This is a genomic window from uncultured Cardiobacterium sp., from assembly GCF_938028825.1.
Classification (GTDB): Bacteria; Pseudomonadota; Gammaproteobacteria; order Cardiobacteriales; family Cardiobacteriaceae; genus Cardiobacterium.
In genome coordinates this window covers 59,978-79,077 of sequence record NZ_CALIZP010000071.1, presented here as the reverse complement: position 1 = coordinate 79,077, position 19,100 = coordinate 59,978, and the positions used below count along the sequence as shown (strand labels likewise).

General features: G+C 61.5%; 17 protein-coding genes. 10 read left to right on the top strand and 7 right to left on the bottom strand.

Annotated elements, in window-relative coordinates:
* Positions 1-104: 104 nt before the first annotated feature.
* The 6 genes from Q0562_RS10815 to fbpC all read left to right on the top strand — a co-directional run bounded on the left by Q0562_RS10815 (position 105) and on the right by fbpC (position 8,136).
* Positions 105-1,301, top strand: coding sequence for a glycerophosphodiester phosphodiesterase family protein (locus Q0562_RS10815; RefSeq protein WP_298644278.1), 1,197 nt, complete (start codon positions 105-107; stop codon positions 1,299-1,301).
* 191 nt (positions 1,302-1,492) lie between these two features.
* The gene (locus Q0562_RS10810) at positions 1,493-2,518 is read left to right on the top strand and encodes a Gfo/Idh/MocA family oxidoreductase (protein ID WP_298644276.1); all 1,026 of its coding nucleotides are present in this window, start codon (positions 1,493-1,495) and stop codon (positions 2,516-2,518) included.
* A gap of 160 nt (positions 2,519-2,678) precedes the next feature.
* Positions 2,679-3,713, top strand: coding sequence for an ABC transporter substrate-binding protein (locus Q0562_RS10805; RefSeq protein ID WP_298644275.1), 1,035 nt, complete (start codon positions 2,679-2,681; stop codon positions 3,711-3,713).
* A 58-nt stretch (positions 3,714-3,771) separates the two neighbouring features.
* Positions 3,772-4,797 carry an ABC transporter substrate-binding protein gene (locus tag Q0562_RS10800; protein WP_298644273.1) on the top strand — a complete coding sequence of 342 codons (1,026 nt, stop codon included), beginning with the start codon at positions 3,772-3,774 and terminating at the stop codon, positions 4,795-4,797.
* A 213-nt stretch (positions 4,798-5,010) separates the two neighbouring features.
* Positions 5,011-7,068, top strand: a complete 2,058-nt coding sequence (locus Q0562_RS10795; RefSeq protein WP_366144761.1) for an iron ABC transporter permease — start codon at positions 5,011-5,013, stop codon at positions 7,066-7,068.
* A gap of 9 nt (positions 7,069-7,077) precedes the next feature.
* On the top strand, positions 7,078-8,136 hold the full coding sequence (gene fbpC, locus Q0562_RS10790; RefSeq protein WP_298644270.1) for a ferric ABC transporter ATP-binding protein: 1,059 nt from the start codon (positions 7,078-7,080) through the stop codon (positions 8,134-8,136).
* 69 nt (positions 8,137-8,205) lie between these two features.
* On the opposite strand, the gene Q0562_RS10785 is transcribed toward fbpC, so the two are convergent.
* Genes Q0562_RS10785 through trmA form a run of 3 tightly spaced genes read right to left on the bottom strand, consistent with a single transcriptional unit; the run spans position 8,206 to position 11,425 of the window.
* Positions 8,206-8,565 (bottom strand): hypothetical protein, encoded by a 360-nt coding sequence (locus Q0562_RS10785; protein ID WP_298644269.1) that lies wholly within the window; start codon positions 8,563-8,565, stop codon positions 8,206-8,208.
* Between the two features lie 5 nt (positions 8,566-8,570).
* Complete coding sequence (locus tag Q0562_RS10780) at positions 8,571-10,328, bottom strand: bifunctional chorismate-binding protein/class IV aminotransferase (protein ID WP_298644268.1); 1,758 nt, start codon at positions 10,326-10,328, stop codon at positions 8,571-8,573.
* A 20-nt stretch (positions 10,329-10,348) separates the two neighbouring features.
* Positions 10,349-11,425 (bottom strand): tRNA (uridine(54)-C5)-methyltransferase TrmA, encoded by a 1,077-nt coding sequence (trmA, locus tag Q0562_RS10775; RefSeq protein WP_298644266.1) that lies wholly within the window; start codon positions 11,423-11,425, stop codon positions 10,349-10,351.
* Between the two features lie 24 nt (positions 11,426-11,449).
* Here trmA and Q0562_RS10770 point away from each other — a divergent pair, with 24 nt between their 5' ends.
* Positions 11,450-11,965: a hypothetical protein gene (locus Q0562_RS10770; protein WP_298644265.1), complete on the top strand. Its 516-nt coding sequence runs from the start codon at positions 11,450-11,452 to the stop codon at positions 11,963-11,965.
* A gap of 61 nt (positions 11,966-12,026) precedes the next feature.
* On the opposite strand, the gene recJ is transcribed toward Q0562_RS10770, so the two are convergent.
* From recJ to Q0562_RS10750, 4 genes are all read right to left on the bottom strand, one after another.
* Positions 12,027-13,700, bottom strand: coding sequence for a single-stranded-DNA-specific exonuclease RecJ (gene recJ / locus Q0562_RS10765; protein WP_298644263.1), 1,674 nt, complete (start codon positions 13,698-13,700; stop codon positions 12,027-12,029).
* A gap of 132 nt (positions 13,701-13,832) precedes the next feature.
* Entirely contained in the window at positions 13,833-15,143 is a 1,311-nt protein-coding gene (locus Q0562_RS10760; RefSeq protein WP_298644262.1) for a homoserine dehydrogenase, read from the bottom strand.
* A gap of 83 nt (positions 15,144-15,226) precedes the next feature.
* Positions 15,227-15,541, bottom strand: coding sequence for a nucleotidyltransferase domain-containing protein (locus tag Q0562_RS10755; RefSeq protein ID WP_298644261.1), 315 nt, complete (start codon positions 15,539-15,541; stop codon positions 15,227-15,229).
* Positions 15,534-15,971, bottom strand: a complete 438-nt coding sequence (locus tag Q0562_RS10750; protein ID WP_298644259.1) for a nucleotidyltransferase substrate binding protein — start codon at positions 15,969-15,971, stop codon at positions 15,534-15,536. The genes Q0562_RS10755 and Q0562_RS10750 overlap by 8 nt, the downstream gene beginning before the upstream one ends.
* Before the next feature lie 166 nt (positions 15,972-16,137).
* Between Q0562_RS10750 and Q0562_RS10745 the strand changes: the two genes are divergently transcribed.
* The 3 genes from Q0562_RS10745 (at position 16,138) to greA (ending at position 18,981) form a co-directional block, all read left to right on the top strand.
* Complete coding sequence (locus tag Q0562_RS10745; protein WP_298644258.1) at positions 16,138-17,745, top strand: alanine/glycine:cation symporter family protein; 1,608 nt, start codon at positions 16,138-16,140, stop codon at positions 17,743-17,745.
* 35 nt (positions 17,746-17,780) lie between these two features.
* Positions 17,781-18,317 carry a hypothetical protein gene (locus Q0562_RS10740; protein ID WP_298644257.1) on the top strand — a complete coding sequence of 179 codons (537 nt, stop codon included), beginning with the start codon at positions 17,781-17,783 and terminating at the stop codon, positions 18,315-18,317.
* 181 nt (positions 18,318-18,498) lie between these two features.
* Positions 18,499-18,981, top strand: a complete 483-nt coding sequence (gene greA / locus Q0562_RS10735; protein ID WP_298644255.1) for a transcription elongation factor GreA — start codon at positions 18,499-18,501, stop codon at positions 18,979-18,981.
* Positions 18,982-19,100: the final 119 nt, after the last annotated feature.

Genomic DNA, 19,100 nt, shown 5'->3' with positions numbered 1-19,100 from the left:
ATAGAAAAAAACGCATTATAGCGGGGAAGGGGTGTGGCAATTCCGTGAATATCCTGTGGCAAACGCCTACAATGCGCGCGGATTTCACACAATGGAGCAACAAAATGACACGTTCCCTTACCCTGGCCGTCTGTGCCGCCCTCAGCACTGCCGCTTACGCCGCAGAACCGCTCACCTACGGCGTGCGCCCGTTCTACCTCATCGATAACCTCGAAGACGGCGCGCTGAAAGACGAACTCAAAGCCTGCGCCCAGCAGACCCCGAAAAGAAGCACATTCAGCATCGCGCACCGGGGCGCGGCGCTGCAATTCCCGGAACACACCCGCGACTCCTATCTCGCCGGGGCACGGGAGGGGGCGGGCATCCTCGAATGCGACGTCGCCTTCACCAAAGACAAAGAACTCGTCTGCCGCCACGCGCAAAACGACCTGCACAACACCACCAACATCCTCGCCACCCCGCTGGCCGCCAAATGCAGTGTGCCGTTCAAACCTGCCGAATACGATGCCGACGGCAAACTGGTGAAAGAAGCCGAGGCCGAATGCCGCACCTCGGACATCACCCTCGCCGAATTCAAAACGCTCAAAGGCAAAATGGACGGCGGCAACAAAGGCGCGCGCAGCGTGGAAGAATACATGCAGGGCACGCCCGCCTGGCGCACCGAGCTGTACACGCAAAACGGCGAACTGATGACGCACAAAGAAAGCATCGCCCTCTTCAAAAGCCTCGGCGTGAAAATGACCCCGGAACTGAAAGAACCGGTCGTCGCCATGCCGTACGACGGCTTCACCCTCGAACAATACGCGCAAAAAATGCTCGATGACTACGCCACAGCCGGCGTCGCCCCCGGCGACGTCTTCCCGCAATCCTTCCAGCCGGAAGTCATCCGCTACTGGTTGACCAAAGGCGGCGACTACGGCAAACAGGCGGTATTCCTCGATGAAACCCTCGACACCGCCGCCCGCATCAAGGAAATGCCCGAATGGCGCACACTCGGCCTGCAATACCTCGCGCCCGCCATGCCGATGCTCGTGAAAAACGACGGCGGCACATTCGGCGTCTCCGACTACGCCAAAGCGGCGAAAGACAACGGCTTCAAACTCATCACCTGGACGCTGGAACGCTCCGGCCCGCTGGCAAAAGGCGGCGGCTGGTACTTCACCGGCGTGGAAGCGCTCGGCAAAAAAGACGGCGACACCTACCATTACCTCGACGCGCTTGCCAAAGATGTCGGCATCGTCGGCATCTTCAGCGACTGGCCGGCGACCGTGACCTACTACGCCAACTGCAAGGGGCTGTAATCCATCCGCCCACAAAGAAAAGGCGCTGCCCCGGCAGCGCCTTCAACATATGCAGGCGCCATAACCCGGCAACCACGCCGCCTGGCGAAAGCCTGTCGCAGATTAAAAGCGCGGTACTCGCAGGCAGTGTCGCGCCGCAACGGAAGGGGCGATAATAAAAACCGCCGTGAACAGAGAACCGGAGACACCCCATGATCAACACCGCCATCATCGGCTGCGGCATGTCCGCCCGCACCTTCCATCTGCCGCTTGTCGCCGCAAACCCCGCCTACCGCCTGAACGCGCTGGTCAGCAGCCGTGAGCAGCCCGACATCCCCATCCCGCGCTACCCCGATGCTGCCACCATGCTGGCGGAAAGCGACGCCGAACTCGTCATCATCACCGCGCCGAACGCCGTTCACTACGACCTTGCCGCGCAATGCCTCGCCGCAGGCCGCCACGTCGTCCTCGAAAAACCGATGGTGAACACCCTCGCCGAAGGGCAGGCCCTCATCCGCCTCGCCGCCGAAAACCGCCGCCTGCTCAGCGTCTTCCACAACCGCCGCTGGGACGGCGACTACCTCACCCTGAAACGGCTTCTCGCCAACGACGCCCTCGGCGCCCCACGCCTCCTCATCTCCCGCTGGGACCGCTACCGCCCGCACGTGCGCGACCGCTGGCGCGAAAACCCCGGCGCGGGGGCGGGCATCTGGTACGACCTCGGCGCGCACCTGCTTGATCAGGCGCTTGACCTCTTCGGCCTGCCGCAAGCCGTCACCGGGCACTGCCGCGCCCTGCGCCCCGGCAGCCGCACCGTGGACTACGCCCACATGCAGTTGCACTATCCCGCGCACGAAGTCGTGTTGCACACCTCGCCCTATTGCAGCGCCCCGGTCGCCCGCTTCCACTTCGAAGGCGAGACTGCCACCTACGTCAAATACGGCCTCGATCCGCAGGAAGCCCAGCTCAAAGCGGGCATGACGCCCGTCGATCCCGCTTACGGCACAGACGCCGTCGCGCCACAGGGCATTCTTTACCGCGAAGACGGCAACCGCCGCATAGAAACCCTGCGCGGCGATTTTCCCGCCTACTACGCCAACATCGCCGCCGCCATCCGGGGCGAAGCGCCGCTCATGGTTACCGCCGGACAGGCGCTGCGTGTCATCTATCTCACTGAACTGGCGCAACAAAGCAGCGACGAAGGACGCCGCCTGCCGGTCGTCATGCCGTCGTGTTAGGCGGCTGTTAAATCCCCGCTTTCTTTCCTCAACTCTGCGTGGCTATAATGTGCAACCGCTGTTGGAATGTGTTGATTACGCCTAATCCAAACCACATATTTCACCGCTTATGCCTGTGTTTCAGGCGCCTGTTCCGTCCTCTTTATCAGGAGTAATTGCTATGAAATGGTCTCGCTTCACCAAACTCGCCGCCGCCATTGCCGCCGGTTCCCTTTTGGCCGCCCATGCCCACGCTGCCGGGCGGCTCGTCGTTTATTGCAGCGCGACGAACGCGATGTGTGAAAACGCCGTGCAGGAATTCGGCAAGAAATACGACGTGAAAGCGTCGTTCATCCGCAACGGTTCCGGCAGCACCTTCGCCAAAGTGGAAGCGGAAAAGAACAACCCGCAGGCCGATGTCTGGTACGGCGGCACCTTCGACCCGCAGTCGCAGGCCGGTGAGCTCGGTCTGCTCGAAGCCTACCAGTCGCCCAATCTGCCGCAGATTACCGAGCGTTTCCGCGATCCCGGCAAGGTGAAGGGCAACTACACCTCCGCCATTTACATGGGCATCCTCGGCTTTGGCGTGAACACCGACCGCCTGCAAAAACTCGGCATCAAAGACGTGCCGAAATGCTGGAAAGACCTGACCAAGCCGGAATACAAGGGCGAGGTGCAAATCGCCGACCCGCAAAGTGCCGGCACCGCCTACACCGCGCTAGCTACCTTCGTGCAACTCTGGGGTGAGGACGAAGCCTTTAATTATTTCCGTCAGCTGCACCCGAACATCTCGCAATACACCAAATCCGGCGTAACCCCGTCGCGCAATGCCGCGCGCGGCGAAACGGCGATCGGCATCGGCTTCCTGCACGATTACACCCTGGAAAAGAACAAGGGCGCACCGTTGGAACTAGTCGTGCCGTGTGAAGGCACGGGCTACGAACTGGGTGGCGTCAGCATTTTGAAAGGCGCGCGCAACATGGACAACGCCAAGCTGTTCGTGGATTGGGCGCTGTCCAAAGAAGGGCAGGAATCCGCCTGGAAACAGGGCGAATCCTTGCAAATCCTGACCAATACCACCGCCGAGCAGGCCCCGAATACGCCTGATCCCGCGCAGCTGAAACTGATTGACTACGATTTTGCGAAATATGGTTCTGCCGATGAGCGCAAGCGGTTGATCGATAAATGGGTAGAAACGGTCAAGATGGGTAAATAACAATTTAAGTACGGCCTGTGTGTCAGGCCGTACTTTTTTAATGCTGAGGACATAAATCATGAAAATTTCCCGCATGGCGCTTGCGCTATCCGGCGTCGTATTAAGCGGTGCGGTTTTTGCTGCGGCGGAAAGCCGCCTGGTGGTGTATTGCAGCGCGCAAAATACGATGTGCGAGCAGGAAGTGCTGGCATTCGAGCAGAAACATCACATCAAGACCAGTTTTATTCGCGGCAGCACCGGCAGCATCTTTGCGCGCATTGAAGCGGAAAAAGCCAATCCGCAAGGCGATGTCTGGTATGGCGGCACCCTGGACCCGCATTCGCAGGCGGGCGAAATGGGCCTGCTCGAAGCCTACAAATCACCCAATCTGCAATACATTCCCGATGCGCTGAAAGATCCGGCCAAAGTCAAAGGCAATTATTCTTCGGCGATTTATCTCGGCATTCTCGGTTTCGGCGTCAATACCGAACGCCTGCAAAAGCTGAATCTGCCGGTGCCGAAATGCTGGAAGGATTTGACCGACCCGAAATACAAGAACGAAATCCAGGCCGCCGACCCGCAAAGCTCCGGCACGGCCTACACGCAAATCGCCACCTTCGTGCAGCTCTGGGGCGAGGAAGAGGCTTTCAAATTCTTGAAGGAACTCAACAAAAACGTCTCGCAATATACGAAATCCGGCAATACCGCCACCCGCAACACCGCACGCGGCGAAGCGGCAATCGGCATCGGCTTCTTGCACGAACATTCCATTGAAAAAGAAAAAGGCGCACCGGTGGAATTAATCGTGCCATGCGAAGGCACGGGTTATGAAATCGGCGGCGTCAGCATTATCAAGGGCGCGAGAAACCCGGAAAACGCGAAATTGTTTGTTGATTGGGCGTTATCCAAAGAGGCGCAAGAATTGTCGTGGAAGAAAGGGGAAACGCACCAAATCCTGACCAATAGCGAAGCGGAAATGTCGCCCTATTCGCTGGATTTCAAATCCGTCAATCTGATTAACTACGATTTTGATAAATACGGTGCCAGCGATTTGCGCAAACGCTTGATTAAACGCTGGGTCGATGAAGTGAAATTGGGGAAATAGCCATCAAGCCCCTCCCCCGCTTGCGGGGGAAGTGGCCGGAGGGGGCAAAAAAATCGTGGTTGTCCCGCCTGGTCGCTTGGCGGTTTTTGTCTGTCGCAAACCGCGTGGGCAACTTGTGCCCCCCTGGTGCAAACCCGGCGTGTATCCCGCCCGGCGGGCATTTAATCCCAACTTTTTCCGGTGGGCATCCGTCCACCCTGCAATCGAGGTTTTATGAATCTGTTTTCACGTTTTTTGCAGCGACCCGTATTTTGGGTCGTGCTGGCATTCGCGGCATTTTTGCTGCTGCCGTCTTTCGCCCTCGATTATGGGCTGTTTGAGGCGACGCGCGATGAGCGTCTCGCCGCGATGGGCTGGCATTCGCTCAATATAAGCTGGCTGTGGTTCGCGCCGCTCGCCGGTTTCCTGCTTTTGCCCGCGCTCAAGCTCGCGCCTGCCGTGCAGGCCAAGAGCGAGCTGGCGCTGGCCGCTGTGATTACCGCGCTGGTCGTCATCAGTGCCGATCTGCGCCATGTCTCACTGGGCTATGCGGTGATGGGGCTCGCCCTGGCGCTGATTGCGCTGGCGACCCTCGCGCTCGCCCGCTTGAAGGTGTTGCAGGGCGACAAGTTCATCATCGCCTCGCTGCTCTTGATTGTCCTGTTAATCGCGCTGTTCATCGTCTTCCCGACGATCGCGATTTTCAAGGCGATGTTTTATGACGAAAGCGGCGCGTTCGTGCCCGGTCAGGTGCTCGATATTCTGGGGCGCAGTTACATCGTGCGCGTCATCGGCAATTCGCTGATGCTTTCCGGCTTTGTCGGCCTGATGTCCACGCTGTTTGGTCTCGCTTTTGCGCTTTATACGACGCGGATTGCCCGCCGCACTGCCTTTGTCGGCAAGATTTTCTCGATTCTGCCGATTGTCACGCCGCCGTTTGTGGTCGGCCTCGGTGTGACGCTGATGCTGGGGCGTTCCGGTTATGTCACAGAATGGCTGATGCACCTCGGCTTCACCAATACCAACTGGCTCTACGGTTTCAACGGTATTGCCATAGCGCAGATCCTCGCTTTCACCCCGCTGGCCTTCATGATTCTTGACGGTGCGCTGAAATCCATTCACCCGTCCATTGAGGAAGCGTCGTACACGCTGCGCGCCAACCGTTATCAGACGTTCTTCCAGATTATTTTCCCGCTGCTGCGTCCGGCGTTGGCCAACGCTTTCCTGCTGGTCTTCATCCAGTCGCTCGCCGATTTCAGTAACCCCCTGGTGCTCGGCGGCAGCTTCGACGTCATCGCCACGCAGATTTATTTCTACATCGCCGGTTCCCAGCTGGATTACGCCTCGGCCAGTACCCTCGGCACCATCCTGCTGCTGTTCTCGCTCGGTATCTTTATCGTGCAGTATTTGTGGATTGGTAACCGCTCTTACATCACTGTTTCCGGCAAGTCCTATCGCGGTGAGGTGCAGGAACTGCCACGCGGCCTGAAGAACGCGATTACCGCACTGCTCGCGGTGTGGGTCGTTTTTAACATCGTTCTCTACGGCAGCATTTTCTACGGCAGCTTCACCGTGAACTGGGGCGTGGATTACACGCTGACCACGAAAAACTACGCCATGCTCTTCGGGCAGGGGCTGCGTGACGGTGCCTGGCCTTCCCTGATTAACACCCTGATTTACGCTGGCATCGCCGCCGTGCTCACTGCCCTGCTCGGCCTGCTGATTGCCTACATCGTGGTGCGCAAACAGTTTCGCGGCAAGAAGGCGCTGGAATTTCTCACCATGCTCTGCTTCGCCATCCCCGGCACGGCAGCGGGCGTGTCCTACATCCTCGCCTTCAATAACGCCCCGCTTTATCTCACCGGCACCGGCATCATCGTCATTATCTCGATGGTCATGCGCGACCTGCCGGTAGGGATGCGCGCCGCTATCGCCGGCCTCGGCCAGCTCGACAAATCGCTGGATGAAGCCTCGCTCTCGCTCAAAGGCAGCTCCTTCAAGACCATCATTTACATCATTCTGCCGCTCTTGAAGCCTGCGCTGCTCTCGGCACTTGTGACCAGTTTCGTGAAAGCCATGACCACCGTCAGCGCCATCATCTTCCTGGTGACCGCCGACACGCGCGTCGCGACGGCCTACATCCTGAACCGCGTCGAAGACGGCGAATACGGCATTGCCATCGCCTACGGCTCCATCCTGATTGTCGTCATGATGAGCATCATCCTCTTCTTCGACTGGATCATCGGCGACACCCGCATCGCCCGCTCGAAAGCCCGCCAACCCGCACAATAAGAGATTCCCATGAGTACAGAAAACAACGCCTTTCTCGTCCTGAAAAACGTCAGCAAGCGCTTCGGCAAGGCCGTCGTCATCGACAACCTTGACCTCAATATCGAGCGCGGCACCATGACCACCCTGCTCGGCCCCTCCGGTTGCGGCAAAACCACCATCCTGCGCCTCGTTTCCGGTCTCGAAAGCCCGACCTCCGGGCAAATCTATATCGACGGCGAAGACGTCACCAAAGCCTCCATCCAGCATCGCGACATCTGCATCGTCTTCCAGTCCTACGCGCTCTTCCCGCACATGAGCATCGCCGACAATGTCGGCTACGGCCTGAAAATGCTGAACGTCGGTAAAGACGAACGCAAACGCCGCATCGAAGAAGCCTTGGCGCTCGTGGATTTGGCCGGATTCGGCGAACGCTACGTCGATCAAATCTCCGGCGGTCAACAACAACGTGTGGCCCTCGCCCGTGCCCTCGTCCTCAAGCCGAAAGTGCTGCTCTTCGACGAACCGCTCTCCAACCTCGACGCTAACCTGCGCCGCAGCATGCGCGAAAAAATCCGCGAATTGCAACAAAGCCTCGGCATCACCTCGCTCTACGTTACCCACGACCAGAGCGAAGCCTTTGCCGTCTCGGATCAGGTCATCGTCATGGACAAAGGCCGCATCATGCAAAAAGCGAGCGCGCGCGAACTCTACCAGCGCCCCAACTCGCTTTTCCTCGCCAACTTCATGGGCGAATCCAGCATCTTCGCTGCCGAACTCGCCGGCAGCCACCTCACCGTGAACGGCTACAGCTTCGACCTGCCGGACGCCGCCGCCTTCGGCATTAAAGATGGTGCCTGCCTCGTTGGCATCCGCCCCGAAGCCGTCACCCTGAAAGACACGGGTGAAGCGGCACAGCACTGCACCATCCAGAGCGCGGTGTACATGGGCAACCACTGGGAAATCGTCGCCGACTGGCAGGGCAAGGAACTGCTCATCAACCTCAAACCGGAAGAATTCGCGGAAGACCGCCGCGAGGGCTACGTCCACCTCGCCCACGCGGGCGTGTTCCTGCTGCCGCCGCAGGAGTGATGCCGGGAGATAAAACGGGTGTCGCCGGACGGGCGGCCGCCATTAGCGCGGCTGCGGCGGCTTTCGGGATCACCAACCCATCGCGGCGACAGTGAGTATGCCGATGCTGCCGGACAGCGCGCCCAGCAGCAGAAGGATGGTTTCGCGGGAGGACAGGGTGGGTTCTTGCGGATGGTAATGCCGCCAGATGGGGAACGGCCAGGCGCTGATGTTGAGGACGAGCAGGAGGGCGTAATCGGTCGTGCCGAAAGCGAAGGGCGTGCGGTGGAATTTGTGTTGTACCGCCAGCAGGAAGGCGAGCAGCAGCAGGTTCGCCAGTACGATGATGAGGCAGGCGCGGCGCGGCGGGCTGTGCACGATGAGGCGGCCAAAGCCGAACAGTCCGGCAAACATCAATAATCTCAGAAGGAGGCTGAGGAAGTCTGTCATGGTTGTTATTCCCGGATGTGGTTTACCCGCATCACCCCGCGCAGGCTGTTGCAGAGGACGACGGCCTCCGCGCGGGCGAGGTCGGCGGTGGTGAGGGGGCGTTCGCGGAGCATCCCGCCGCCGAGCGGGGACGGGTCGGCAATGAGGCGGGCGCGCATGACACCGGGGAGGATGTCGGCGGCGAGCGGCGGGGTGTACCAGCTGCCGTCAAGGCGCAGGATGAGGCTGCTGCGGCTACCTTCGAGCAGTTCGCCGCGTGTGTTGCTGAGGATGGCGTCGAAGGCGCCGCGCGTGGCGGCGTAGGCGAGGGCACGGTCATTCACGACGCGGTAGCTGGTTTTATGGCGGCGCAGCAGGTCGTGCACGGGCAGTGCTTCGGGGTAGAGGCAGCAGGCGACAGTGGTCGGCTGTTCGTCCAGCGGATGCGTTTCGATGTGGTGGCGGCCATCAGGATGCAGGGTGATTTTCAAGCGGCGCAGACCTCGTCCGTTCGCGAGGTGGCGGCTGACGGCGGTGCGGATGGCGGCGGTGTCGCAGGGGATGGCGAAGGTGGCGGCACTGGCGGCAAGGCGTGCGAGGTGTTCGGCAAAAAACAGCGCTTGTTTGCCTTCGATGCGCAGGGTTTCAAAGAGGGCGAAGTCGGGCGGGGCGTGCAGGAAGGCGGCCTTGGTTTGGCATTCGCGGTATTCGTCGGCGGCGTCGCTCAGGATGGTGATGCCGCCGCCGACGCCGAAGGTGGCCGCGCCGTCGCGCAGGGTGAGGGTGCGGATGGCGACGTTGAGGCGCAGGCGGTCGCGTTCGATGTAGCCGAGGGCGCCGGTGTAGAGGCCGCGCGGGCTGCGCTCGAAGCGGTGGATGAGGCGCATGGTGTTGTGCTTGGGCGCGCCGGTGATGGAGCCGCAGGGGAAGGTGGCGCGCAGGATGGCGGCAGCGGTGGTGTGCGGGCGCAGGCGGGCGTTGACGCGGCTGGTCATTTGCAGGACGCGGCCATGCCGCTCGACATGGAAGGGGTGTTTGACGCTGACGCCGTAGGGGACGGCGAGGCGGCTCAGGTCGTTGCGCAGGAGGTCAACGATCATCAGGTTTTCGGCGCGGTTTTTCGGGTCGGCAGCAAGCGCCGCAGCGGCGGCCGCGTCAACGGCGTCGTCGCCTGTGGCGGGCGCGGTGCCTTTCATCGGCAGGGTGTGCAGCAGGCCGCCGTCGCGGGCGAGATAGAGTTCGGGCGAGAGGCAGAGGGTGTAGCCGTCGTCGGGATGGTGGGCGTAGGCGGCGTAAGGTGCGGGCTGGCGGGCGCGCAGGCGGCGGTAGAGGGCGGCGGGTTGACCGTAGGCGGCGGCGTGCAGGCGGATGGTGTGGTTGATCTGGTAGCTGTTGCCCGCGCGCAATTCTGCGTGGATGGCGGCGATGGTTGCGCGGTATTCGGTGGCGTCCGTGTCGGCGCGCAGGTCGGCAAGACCGGCGGGGGTGCCGTCGTCCTGCGCGGCGAGCCAGGCGTCAATGGTGTCGTCGCGCAGGTGATGCAGGGCGGCGTACCAGTCCAGCGCCAGCGGTGCGGCGGGGGCGTCAAGGCCGAGCAGGGCGTGGCCGAATGCGTAGGGGATGCGCAGGGTGGCGTGCAGGCCGCGCGCCCAGCCGTCGGCGAGCAGGTCGTCCAGTTCGTCCAGGCGGGCGGCGGATAGCAGGATGCGGGCGCGGTGGTCTTGATACAGGCGGGCGCGGTTGGCGCGGGCGTCGTCGAGGAGGATAAAGGTGTTGTCGTTCATATGGTGTCTGTTGTCTGCCGTTATCCCACCTGACGGCGCACCAGCAAGACGCCGCTTTCGATGTGCGGGGTGAAGGGGAACTGGTCGAAGAGGGCGCAGGCGCTGATGCGGTGCGTAGCATTGAGCACGGCGAGGTTGGCGGCAAGCGTTGCCGGGTTGCAGGAGATGTAGAGGATGCGCGGGAAGCGGGAGAGCAGGGCGAGGGTCGCCGCGTCGATGCCCGCGCGTGGCGGGTCAACGAAGACGGTGTCGAAGTCATAAGCGGCAAGCGCAATGCCGTCCTGTTGCAAGCGGCGGAAGGGGCGTTCGCCGCGCATCGCCTCGCTCAGTTCTGCCGCCGAAAGGCGGGCGACGGCAATATTGGTGCAGTTATTCAGAAGGAGGTTTTCGCGCAGGGCGCGGATGCCGCTCTTGCTCACTTCGGTAGCAAGCACGCGGCGGTAACGCTTCGCGAGCGGCAGGGTGAAGTTGCCATTGCCGCAGTAGAGTTCGAGCAGGTCGGCTTGCGGGTTGCCCGCCTGCTGCCAGGCCCAGGCGAGCATTTGCGCGCAGACGGCAGCGTTTGGCTGGCTGAAGCTGTTTTCGTATTGGCGATAATGGAAATCCTGCCCGCCGACATGGAAGGTTTCCTGCACGAAGTCGCGGCCAAGGATGATTTTCTGTTTGCGGGCGCGGCCGATAAGGCTGACGCCGAGCGCAGCGGCGAGTGTTTGTGCTTCCGTCTGCCAGGCGTCATCCAGCGGGCGATGATAGACGAGGCTGACCATCACCTCACCCGTTTGCGCGGCGTGAAATTCGGCCTGAAAGAGGCGGTAGCGCAGGGCGGGACGCTCGCGGATGGCGGCCATAAGCGGCGTCATCAGGCGGTTGATGGCGTCATAGGCAGGCGGGAAATTGTCGCAGCGGACGCGTTCTCCGGCGGCATTGGTCATGGCAAGGTAGCAGTCATCCCCATCATGCCAGACGCGAAATTCCGCGCGCATCCGGTAGCCCGTTGGCGGCGAGGGATAGACCGCAGGCGGCGGGGCGGCGAAAGGGGCGAGCAGGGCGGCAAGGCGCGCGGTTTTTTCGGCTAACTGGCTTTGGTATGCTGGCATGCGGTTCTTTTCAGGGAGTCTTTGATGCTGAACATTGTATGTTATGTGGGTATTTTCAGCCTGCTCGCCACAGGGTGCAGCAGCGCGCCCGTCCGCCCGCCGCTCACCGCCGAAGCCTCGGCTTATCAGGCGTTTATCGAGAACGCCGAAACCACCGCCGAGCCGCCCGCGCGCAATGTGCTCTTCACCTTGCGGCAGATGGTGCAGAACCGCGAAATCGTGCGCGGCGGCTGCTGGGATTATCTGCATGCGGGCTTCGACCGCGCCGGCATTCCCACGAAGCGGCGGCAGACGCTATTTTCCGGCACGCTGCGCGGTGGGCCGTATGCCCCGGCGGAGCTGCTGGAGCCGGGCGACTGGCTGTATTACGTCAACCATTCGTATAACGACATCGAGCACAGCGGTGTGTTTATCGGCTGGACGGATTATGCGCGCCGGCAGGGGCTGATTTTGAGCTACGCCGGCGAGGGCCGGGGCGAGCCGGGACGCTATAAGGTCTATGATTTATCGCATGTGTATCAGGTGACGCGGCCGCGTTGATGCGCTGCTTGAAAGCGAAGCCCCTTTCTTGCGGAAAGGGGCTTTTTTCATGGGAAAGCGGTTATAGCGCTTCGGCGTATTGCACGAGCAGGTCAAGGCGTTCGTCGTGGTAGAAGCGGTTCACTTGCAGTTGGTAAACGATGCGCAGGCGGGTGCCGCTTTTGTAATCAGCGGTATGGAAGAACCATGAGGCGTTATAGATGTTGCCGCTGTCCAGTTCGCGCAGGACGAGGCGGGTATGTGCGCTGCCGAGCAGGCGGCAGTCCAGTACTTCAAAGGGGTTGACGAAAACGGGCACGGGCAATGCCGCACCCCAGGGTTCGAGGCGTTCGAGATAGCGCGCCCAGTCGAGGTTGAGCAGGGTCGCGGGCAGTTCGCCGTCGATATAGACGGGTTCGGGCGGGACGGTCGCGCCGTAGTGTTCGGCAAAGGCGCGGTTGATGGCGGCAATGAGCGCCGGATAGTGTTCGCGCTGCACGGAGAGTCCGGCGGCAGCGGCATGGCCGCCATAGCGCAGGGCGGCAGGTGGCAGGTCGCGCGCGGCACTATCCAGGAGCGGCACCAGCGGCACGGCACTGACGGAGCGCAGCGAGGCTTTGATCCAGCCGGTTTCGCCGCTGTCGGTGGCGACCAGTGCCGGGCGGGCGAAGCGGCTTTTCAGGCGGGCGGCAAGGATGCCGATGATGCCTTCGTGCCAGGCGGGATCGTAGGCAGCGGCAAGCGGCAGCGCCGGTGAGACTTGCCGCGCGGCTTCTTGTACGGCTTCGTTTTCCAGTGCTTTGCGGTCGCGGTTCAGGTCGTCGCATTGTTGCGCGTAGTCGAGTGCGGTCTGGCGGTCTTCGGCAAGCAGCAGGGCGACGCCATCGGCCATGTCGCCGAGGCGGCCGAGTGCGTTCAGACGCGGAGCGAGGGAAAAGGCGATGTCTTGCGCGGTGAGGCGGGCGGGGTCGAGGTTGGCGACCGCCATCAGGGCGTTAATGCCGGTATTGCCGTGACCACTGCGGATACGGGCGAGGCCGTGGTTGACGAGGATGCGGTTGTTGTAGTCGAGCGGGACGAGGTCGGCGACGGTGCCGAGGGCGACGAGGTCGAGGTAGTCGGAGAGGCGCAGGGTATCCGGCCAGCGGCTCTCCGCAAGCAGGCGGCTGCGCAGGGCAAGCAGCAGGTAGAAGGCGACGCCGACGCCGGCTAGGTGTTTGCCGGCAAAGGGGCAGTCGCGCCGGTTCGGGTTAACGATGGCGTTCGCAGGCGGCAGGGTTTCACCGGGCAGGTGGTGGTCGGTGACGACGACGTCGATACCGCGCGCACGGGCAGCGGCGATGGCATCGTGGCTCTGGATGCCGTTGTCCACGGTAAGGATAAGGCGCGTTGCATCAGGCAGGTCGGCGAGTCCGGCGAGGCTGAAGCCGTAGCCGTGCACGCTTCGGTTGGGGATGAACCAGGCAACGTCTGCGCCGAGTTGGCGCAGGACGCGCACGGTAAGCGCGGTCGCCGTCGCGCCGTCCACGTCGTAGTCGCCATAGACGAGGATAGGCTCGCGGTGGCGGATAGCGTGGTCGAGACGGTCAAGCGCGGCGTTGAGACCGGTGAGATTGTCCGGCGGCAGCAGGTGTTGCAGGCGTTTTTCGATTTCGTCGTGATGGTTGAGACGGCCGGCGTAGATGTTTTTTACGAGCGGGTGCCAGTCGGCGGGCAGCGCGGCGGTGTCAATGCGCAGGGGGCGGGGGGTGATCATGGGGTGTGTGCTGTGGTCTTTTCAGCGCGAGGCGAATGTGGTCGTTAGGCGTAGGTGATGGCAGGCGAGGGCAGTAAGCCCCCATCGCCCTACGCCATTTCCCCCGCAAGCGGGGGAAGGGAAGGTTTTGTGTTATTCGAAGTTTTCGACGCGGATGCGTTTGACAGCGCCGGAGACGGCGGACAGGGCGGCGAGTTGGGCGCAGGCGGTGTTCATCCCGGCTTCGCGGACTTTTTCCGTGAGCAGCACCAGCGGGATATGGCCGTTGTGTTTGCGGCGGTTTTTCTGGCTGACGGAGTTGATGGAGATGCCGTTGTCGGCGAGGATGCGGGTGATGTCGGCGAGAACGCCGGCGCGGTCGGCCACGGTCAGGCGCAGGTAGTAGGCGCTATGGAAGTCCTCGGACGGCAGCACGGGCAGGGTGTTGCGGTCCAGTACCTGGCTGTAGCCGAATTCGGCGAGGCGGTCTTCGCCTTTGAGGTTGAGCTCGCGCACGACGTCGATGAGGTCGGCGACAACCGCCGAGGCGGTCGGCAGTTTGCCCGCGCCGGGGCCGTAGTAAAGGCTGTTGCCGATGGCGTTGCCCTGGATTTGCACGGCGTTCATCACGCCGTTCACGCTCGCAATCAGCGCGTCTTGCGGCACAAGGGTCGGGTGAACGCGGATTTCCACGCCGTTATCGCGGCGCACGGCGAGACCGAGGTGTTTGATGCTGTAGCCGAGTTCGGCGGCGTCCTGGATGTCGTCCGGGGTGAGGGCATCAATGCCTTCGATGTGGACGCTGTCGAATTGCAGCGGGATGCCGAAGGCGAGCGAGGCGAGGATGGTGATTTTGTGCGCAGCGTCGGTGCCGTTGATATCAAAGGACGGGTCGGCTTCGGCGTAACCGAGCGCTTGCGCTTCTTTGAGCACGTCGGCGAAGTCGCGCCCTTTCTGCGCCATTTCGCTCAGGATGTAGTTGCTGGTGCCGTTGATGATGCCGGCGACGCGTTTGACTTCGTTGCCGCTCATACCTTCGCGCAGCACTTTGATGACGGGGATGCCGCCCGCCACCGCCGCTTCAAAGGTGAGGTCCAGTCCTTTTTCGCGGGCCAAAGCGAAGAGGGTGTCGCCATGGCGGGCGATGAGGGCTTTGTTGGCAGTGATGACGTGTTTGCCGTGTTCGAGGGCGGTTTTGATGAGTTCGAAGGCAGGGTGTTCGCCGCCAGCCAGTTCGATGACGATGCCGATGTCCGGGTCGCGGGCGATGGCAAAAGGGTCGGTTTCGCAGGCAAAGGGCAGGGCGGTGGTGTCAATGCCTTGCCAGCTCCGCTTGGCGACGCGTTTGACTTGTAACTGGTAGCCGCTGCGCCGTTCGATTTCATGCGCGTTACGGGCGAGGACTTCGACCACGCCCTGTCCGACGGTGCCGTATCCGATGATGCCGATTGCCACGGTTTTCACGTTGTTCTGCCTTGTTTCGTATAGGGTAAGGCGGCGCAGTATAAGGCGGGCTTGTAGCCTGTCAATACGGCGGCGGGCGGGGTTCAGGCGGGTTGTTGCAGGATGATGTGCTGCCGCCGGATGATGTCGCGGAAGGCGGCATGGGTACTCGCCCAATCAACGATATCGACTTTCCACAGCAGGTCGGATTCGCTGAATGCGTCAACCAAAGCAGCCTGCACGGGAAGCGGCAGCGGGGTGTCCGTGATGATGGCAAGGTCGAGATCGGAATAGCGTTTGGCCCGCTGCTTGACGCGGCTGCCAAATGCCCGGACGGTGTGCTGCGGGATGTGTGCTTGCAGGATGTCTTGCACGATGCGCAGGTGCTCGGGGCGGATATCGAGGGCGGGTTCAGGCATTGCGTGCTTCCAGTTGCTGCAAGAGCCGGTAAGCATCGGCAAGGAAGGTGGGTATATGGCGGCAAACCTGCCCGGCTTTTTCTTGCCGGTAGGTATGCGGGGTGATATTGCGCATTTTGCGGTGGGCGAACCAGGCCGCCACGTCTGCCAGCAGACCTTTTTCGCCGGCGGTGCGCAGCAGTTCGCGAAAATTGCCGGCATCGATTTCTTCCGGGCTGTCGGCGTCGCGTTCCAGTCGTCGCCGCAGGAGCTTGACGGCGATTTCGTAGGTGAACTCGAAGTTCTGGATGAGCCCGGCGGTCAGGGTGCGTTGCACGGGCGGGGTCTGTTGTGTCATGAAATCGTGATCGCCCGCGATGTCCACCGCTTCTTGCAGGGAGCGGATGGCGTTGCGCAGAGCGGTGAGAGCGAGGGATTCGTAATCGTTCATGTCGCCGGAAGGTTGGGGGAAACGGTAACGCTATCTTAAACAACGGCTGTCTTCGCAGGCGGCAAGGCGGCCGTTTCTTATCGTCCCAAACATTGTGGATATTCGTTCATTCTGTGTTAGATTGAGTTACCGCACGTCGCGGGGAATCATCCGAGAGGTATTTATCATGCACGCTTCTTCCCTTGAATCCGCCGTTTCCTGGTTGAACGGTATTATCTGGAACCCCGGCTTTATCTGGCTGATTCTGGCCGTCGGGCTGTTTTATTCCATCATGACCCGCTTCGTGCAGGTGCGCCATCTCGGTGAGATGTGCCGCCTGCTGCTGAGATCGGGCGGGCAGTCCGAACACGGGATTTCTTCGTTTCAGGCGATGACGGTGTCGCTCTCCGGGCGGGTCGGTATCGGCAATATCGCCGGTGTTGCCGCCGCCATCGGTTTCGGCGGACCCGGCGCGGTGTTCTGGATGTGGCTCGGCGCCTTCTTCGGCGCGGCGACCGCTTATGTCGAATCCACCCTGGCGCAGATTTACAAGACGCGTGACCCCGCCACCGGCCAGCATATCGGCGGCCCCGCTTATTATTTCGAGCGCTGCCTCGGCTGGAAGTGGTACGGTATCCTCTTCGCCGTCGCCGCCGTGATTTCCTGCGGCATCTTCCTGCTCGGCCCGCAGGCAAACGGCATGACCAACGCGGTGGTGCAGGTGCTTGGTGAAGGGACGCCCGTCAACAGCGGCATTGCCGGCGAAATCGGCATCTACCGCCTTACCGCCACCGCCTTCATCCTGGTGCTGCTTGGTTTCATCATCTTCGGCGGCATCAAGCGCATCGCCAACTTCGCCGAAGTGGTGGTGCCGTTCATGGCGCTCGGTTACATCGGCCTCGCCCTGCTGATCCTCGTCCTCAATTTCACCCAGATACCGCACCTGATCGGCCTGATTATCGGCGACGCCTTTACCGCTCAAGCGGGCTTCGGCGCGGCCATCGGCTGGGGCGTGAAGCGCGGCATTTATTCCAACGAAGCAGGGCAGGGTACCGGTGCGCACCCCGCCGCCGCCGCCGATGTCGAACACCCGGTGCAGCAGGGGCTGATTCAGGCGTTCTCCGTCTATATCACCACGCTCCTGGTGTGTTCTGCGACCGCGCTGATTATCCTCACCACCGGGCAGTACAACGTCGTCGCCAACGAAACCTTCGCCGGTGCGCAAACGCAATACGTCGTCGCCTATCTGCACGATGCCGCCGGTGCAGTGAAGCATATTGACCCGAACACCACCGCGTTCACCCAGGAAGCGATGCACAGCGTCTTTGGTGCCACCGGGCCGGTGCTGGTGGCCGTTGCGACCTTCTTCTTCGCCTTCACCACCATCCTCGCCTATTACTACATCGCCGAGACCAACATCATCTACCTCGCGCACAAGCTGGGGCTGCGCCGCAACGCCACCCTGATCGTCAAAATAAGCGCGATGCTGGCGGTGGGCTACGGTTCCATCAACAGCGCGGGCTATATCTGGAATATCGGCGAAATCGGCGTCGGTATGACCACCTGGCTGAATATCATCGGCATGCTCATCATCTTCCTCACCGTTGGCCGTCCGACCATCGTCGCCCTCTACGATTACGAGCGGCAGCAGAAAGCCAACCTGCCCGTTTATACCTTCGACCCGCAGGCGCTCGGCATCAAGGGCGCGACCTTCTGGGAAGACAAACTGCGGCAGCAGGCGGCGGCAGACAAGGCGCAAGAAGAAGCGCCGCAAACGCCGCAAGGCGGACTATAATGCGCATCCCGCATTAACAAAAAAACACGAAATCCATGCAAGAACCGGAGATTGACAACCCGCTCGTCCCTGCCTGGCAACTGCTCCAGCAGGACATCGACCCCGCCGTGGTGGTGCAGGCCGCCGCTGCGGCGGAAGAGCAGCGGGAAGCCGTTTACACCCAGGCGGAATACGACAAACTCTACCGCCGCTATCTGGAACAGAAAGCGCGCAGTGAGGCGCTGCAAGACAGCTTCTTCGCCTGTGCGGATGTTATGTACGAAATGCTGGCCTACATCAACGCCGCCCGCCTCTTCTATGGCAAAGAGCCGGTCATGGCAAGCGACATCAATGCCATTGTCGAGGACAACCCCGTCCTGAACGAACTCTGCAACGATCTGCGTCAGGCAAGCATTGATTCCGGCATCGGTATCGTCAGCGAAATGGCGGCCTCGCAGGAAAACCTGCGGCAGAAAGTCATGCTCGCCTGGAAAGCGCGGATGCACAACGGCAGCGAGCGCAAACGCATCAAGGGCCGGCTGTTCCGTCATCCGAAACAGGGCAAGCGCGGCAACGACGAGGCATTATTCTAATGTGGGAAAACAGCAGGCAGAAGAGCGCGTAATCCAGTAAAATACACCGCACCAAAAGCCTTGCAGTCGCAAGGCTTTTTCTTATATCACCCCGCCGCATGATTTTTTCGCCTCGCCGCAGTACCGCTGCGGTGAGGCGTGAGAACATCCGGCCTTTAACCCTTGCACAACAGAGGAAACCATGGTTGCCAAAATCCCCATGACCAAAAAAGGCGAGCAGGCATTGCGCGCCGAACTTGAAAAACTGAAAAGCGAAGACCGCCCGCGTGTCATCGAAGCCATCGCCGAAGCGCGCGAACACGGCGACCTGAAAGAAAATGCCGAGTACCACGCCGCGCGCGAGCAGCAGGGATTCATCGAAGGGCGCATCCGCGAACTCGAACACAAACTGAGCAACGCGCACGTCATCGACGTGGCCAGTCTGCCGCGCAACGGCAAAGTCGTTTTCGGCACCACCGTCGAACTCGAAGATGCCGACAGCGGCGAAGCAATGACCTATAAAATTGTCGGCGAAGACGAAGCGGACATCAAAAGCGGCCTGCTTTCCAACACCTCGCCCATCGCCCGCGCCCTGCTCGGCAAAGAAGAGGGCGAGACGGTGGAAGTCGCCATCCCCGGCGGGCGCAAAACGCTGGAAATCATCGCGGTGCGTTACGAAGCCTGACGGCCACACCATCCATATGACCACCATCAGGGTTTGTTGACACTCGGCGGCGGCGTGTCGGGCAAAATCCGGCATCTGCCGCTCTTGTCGCAGAAATCCGCTGCGCAAACCGAAGGCCA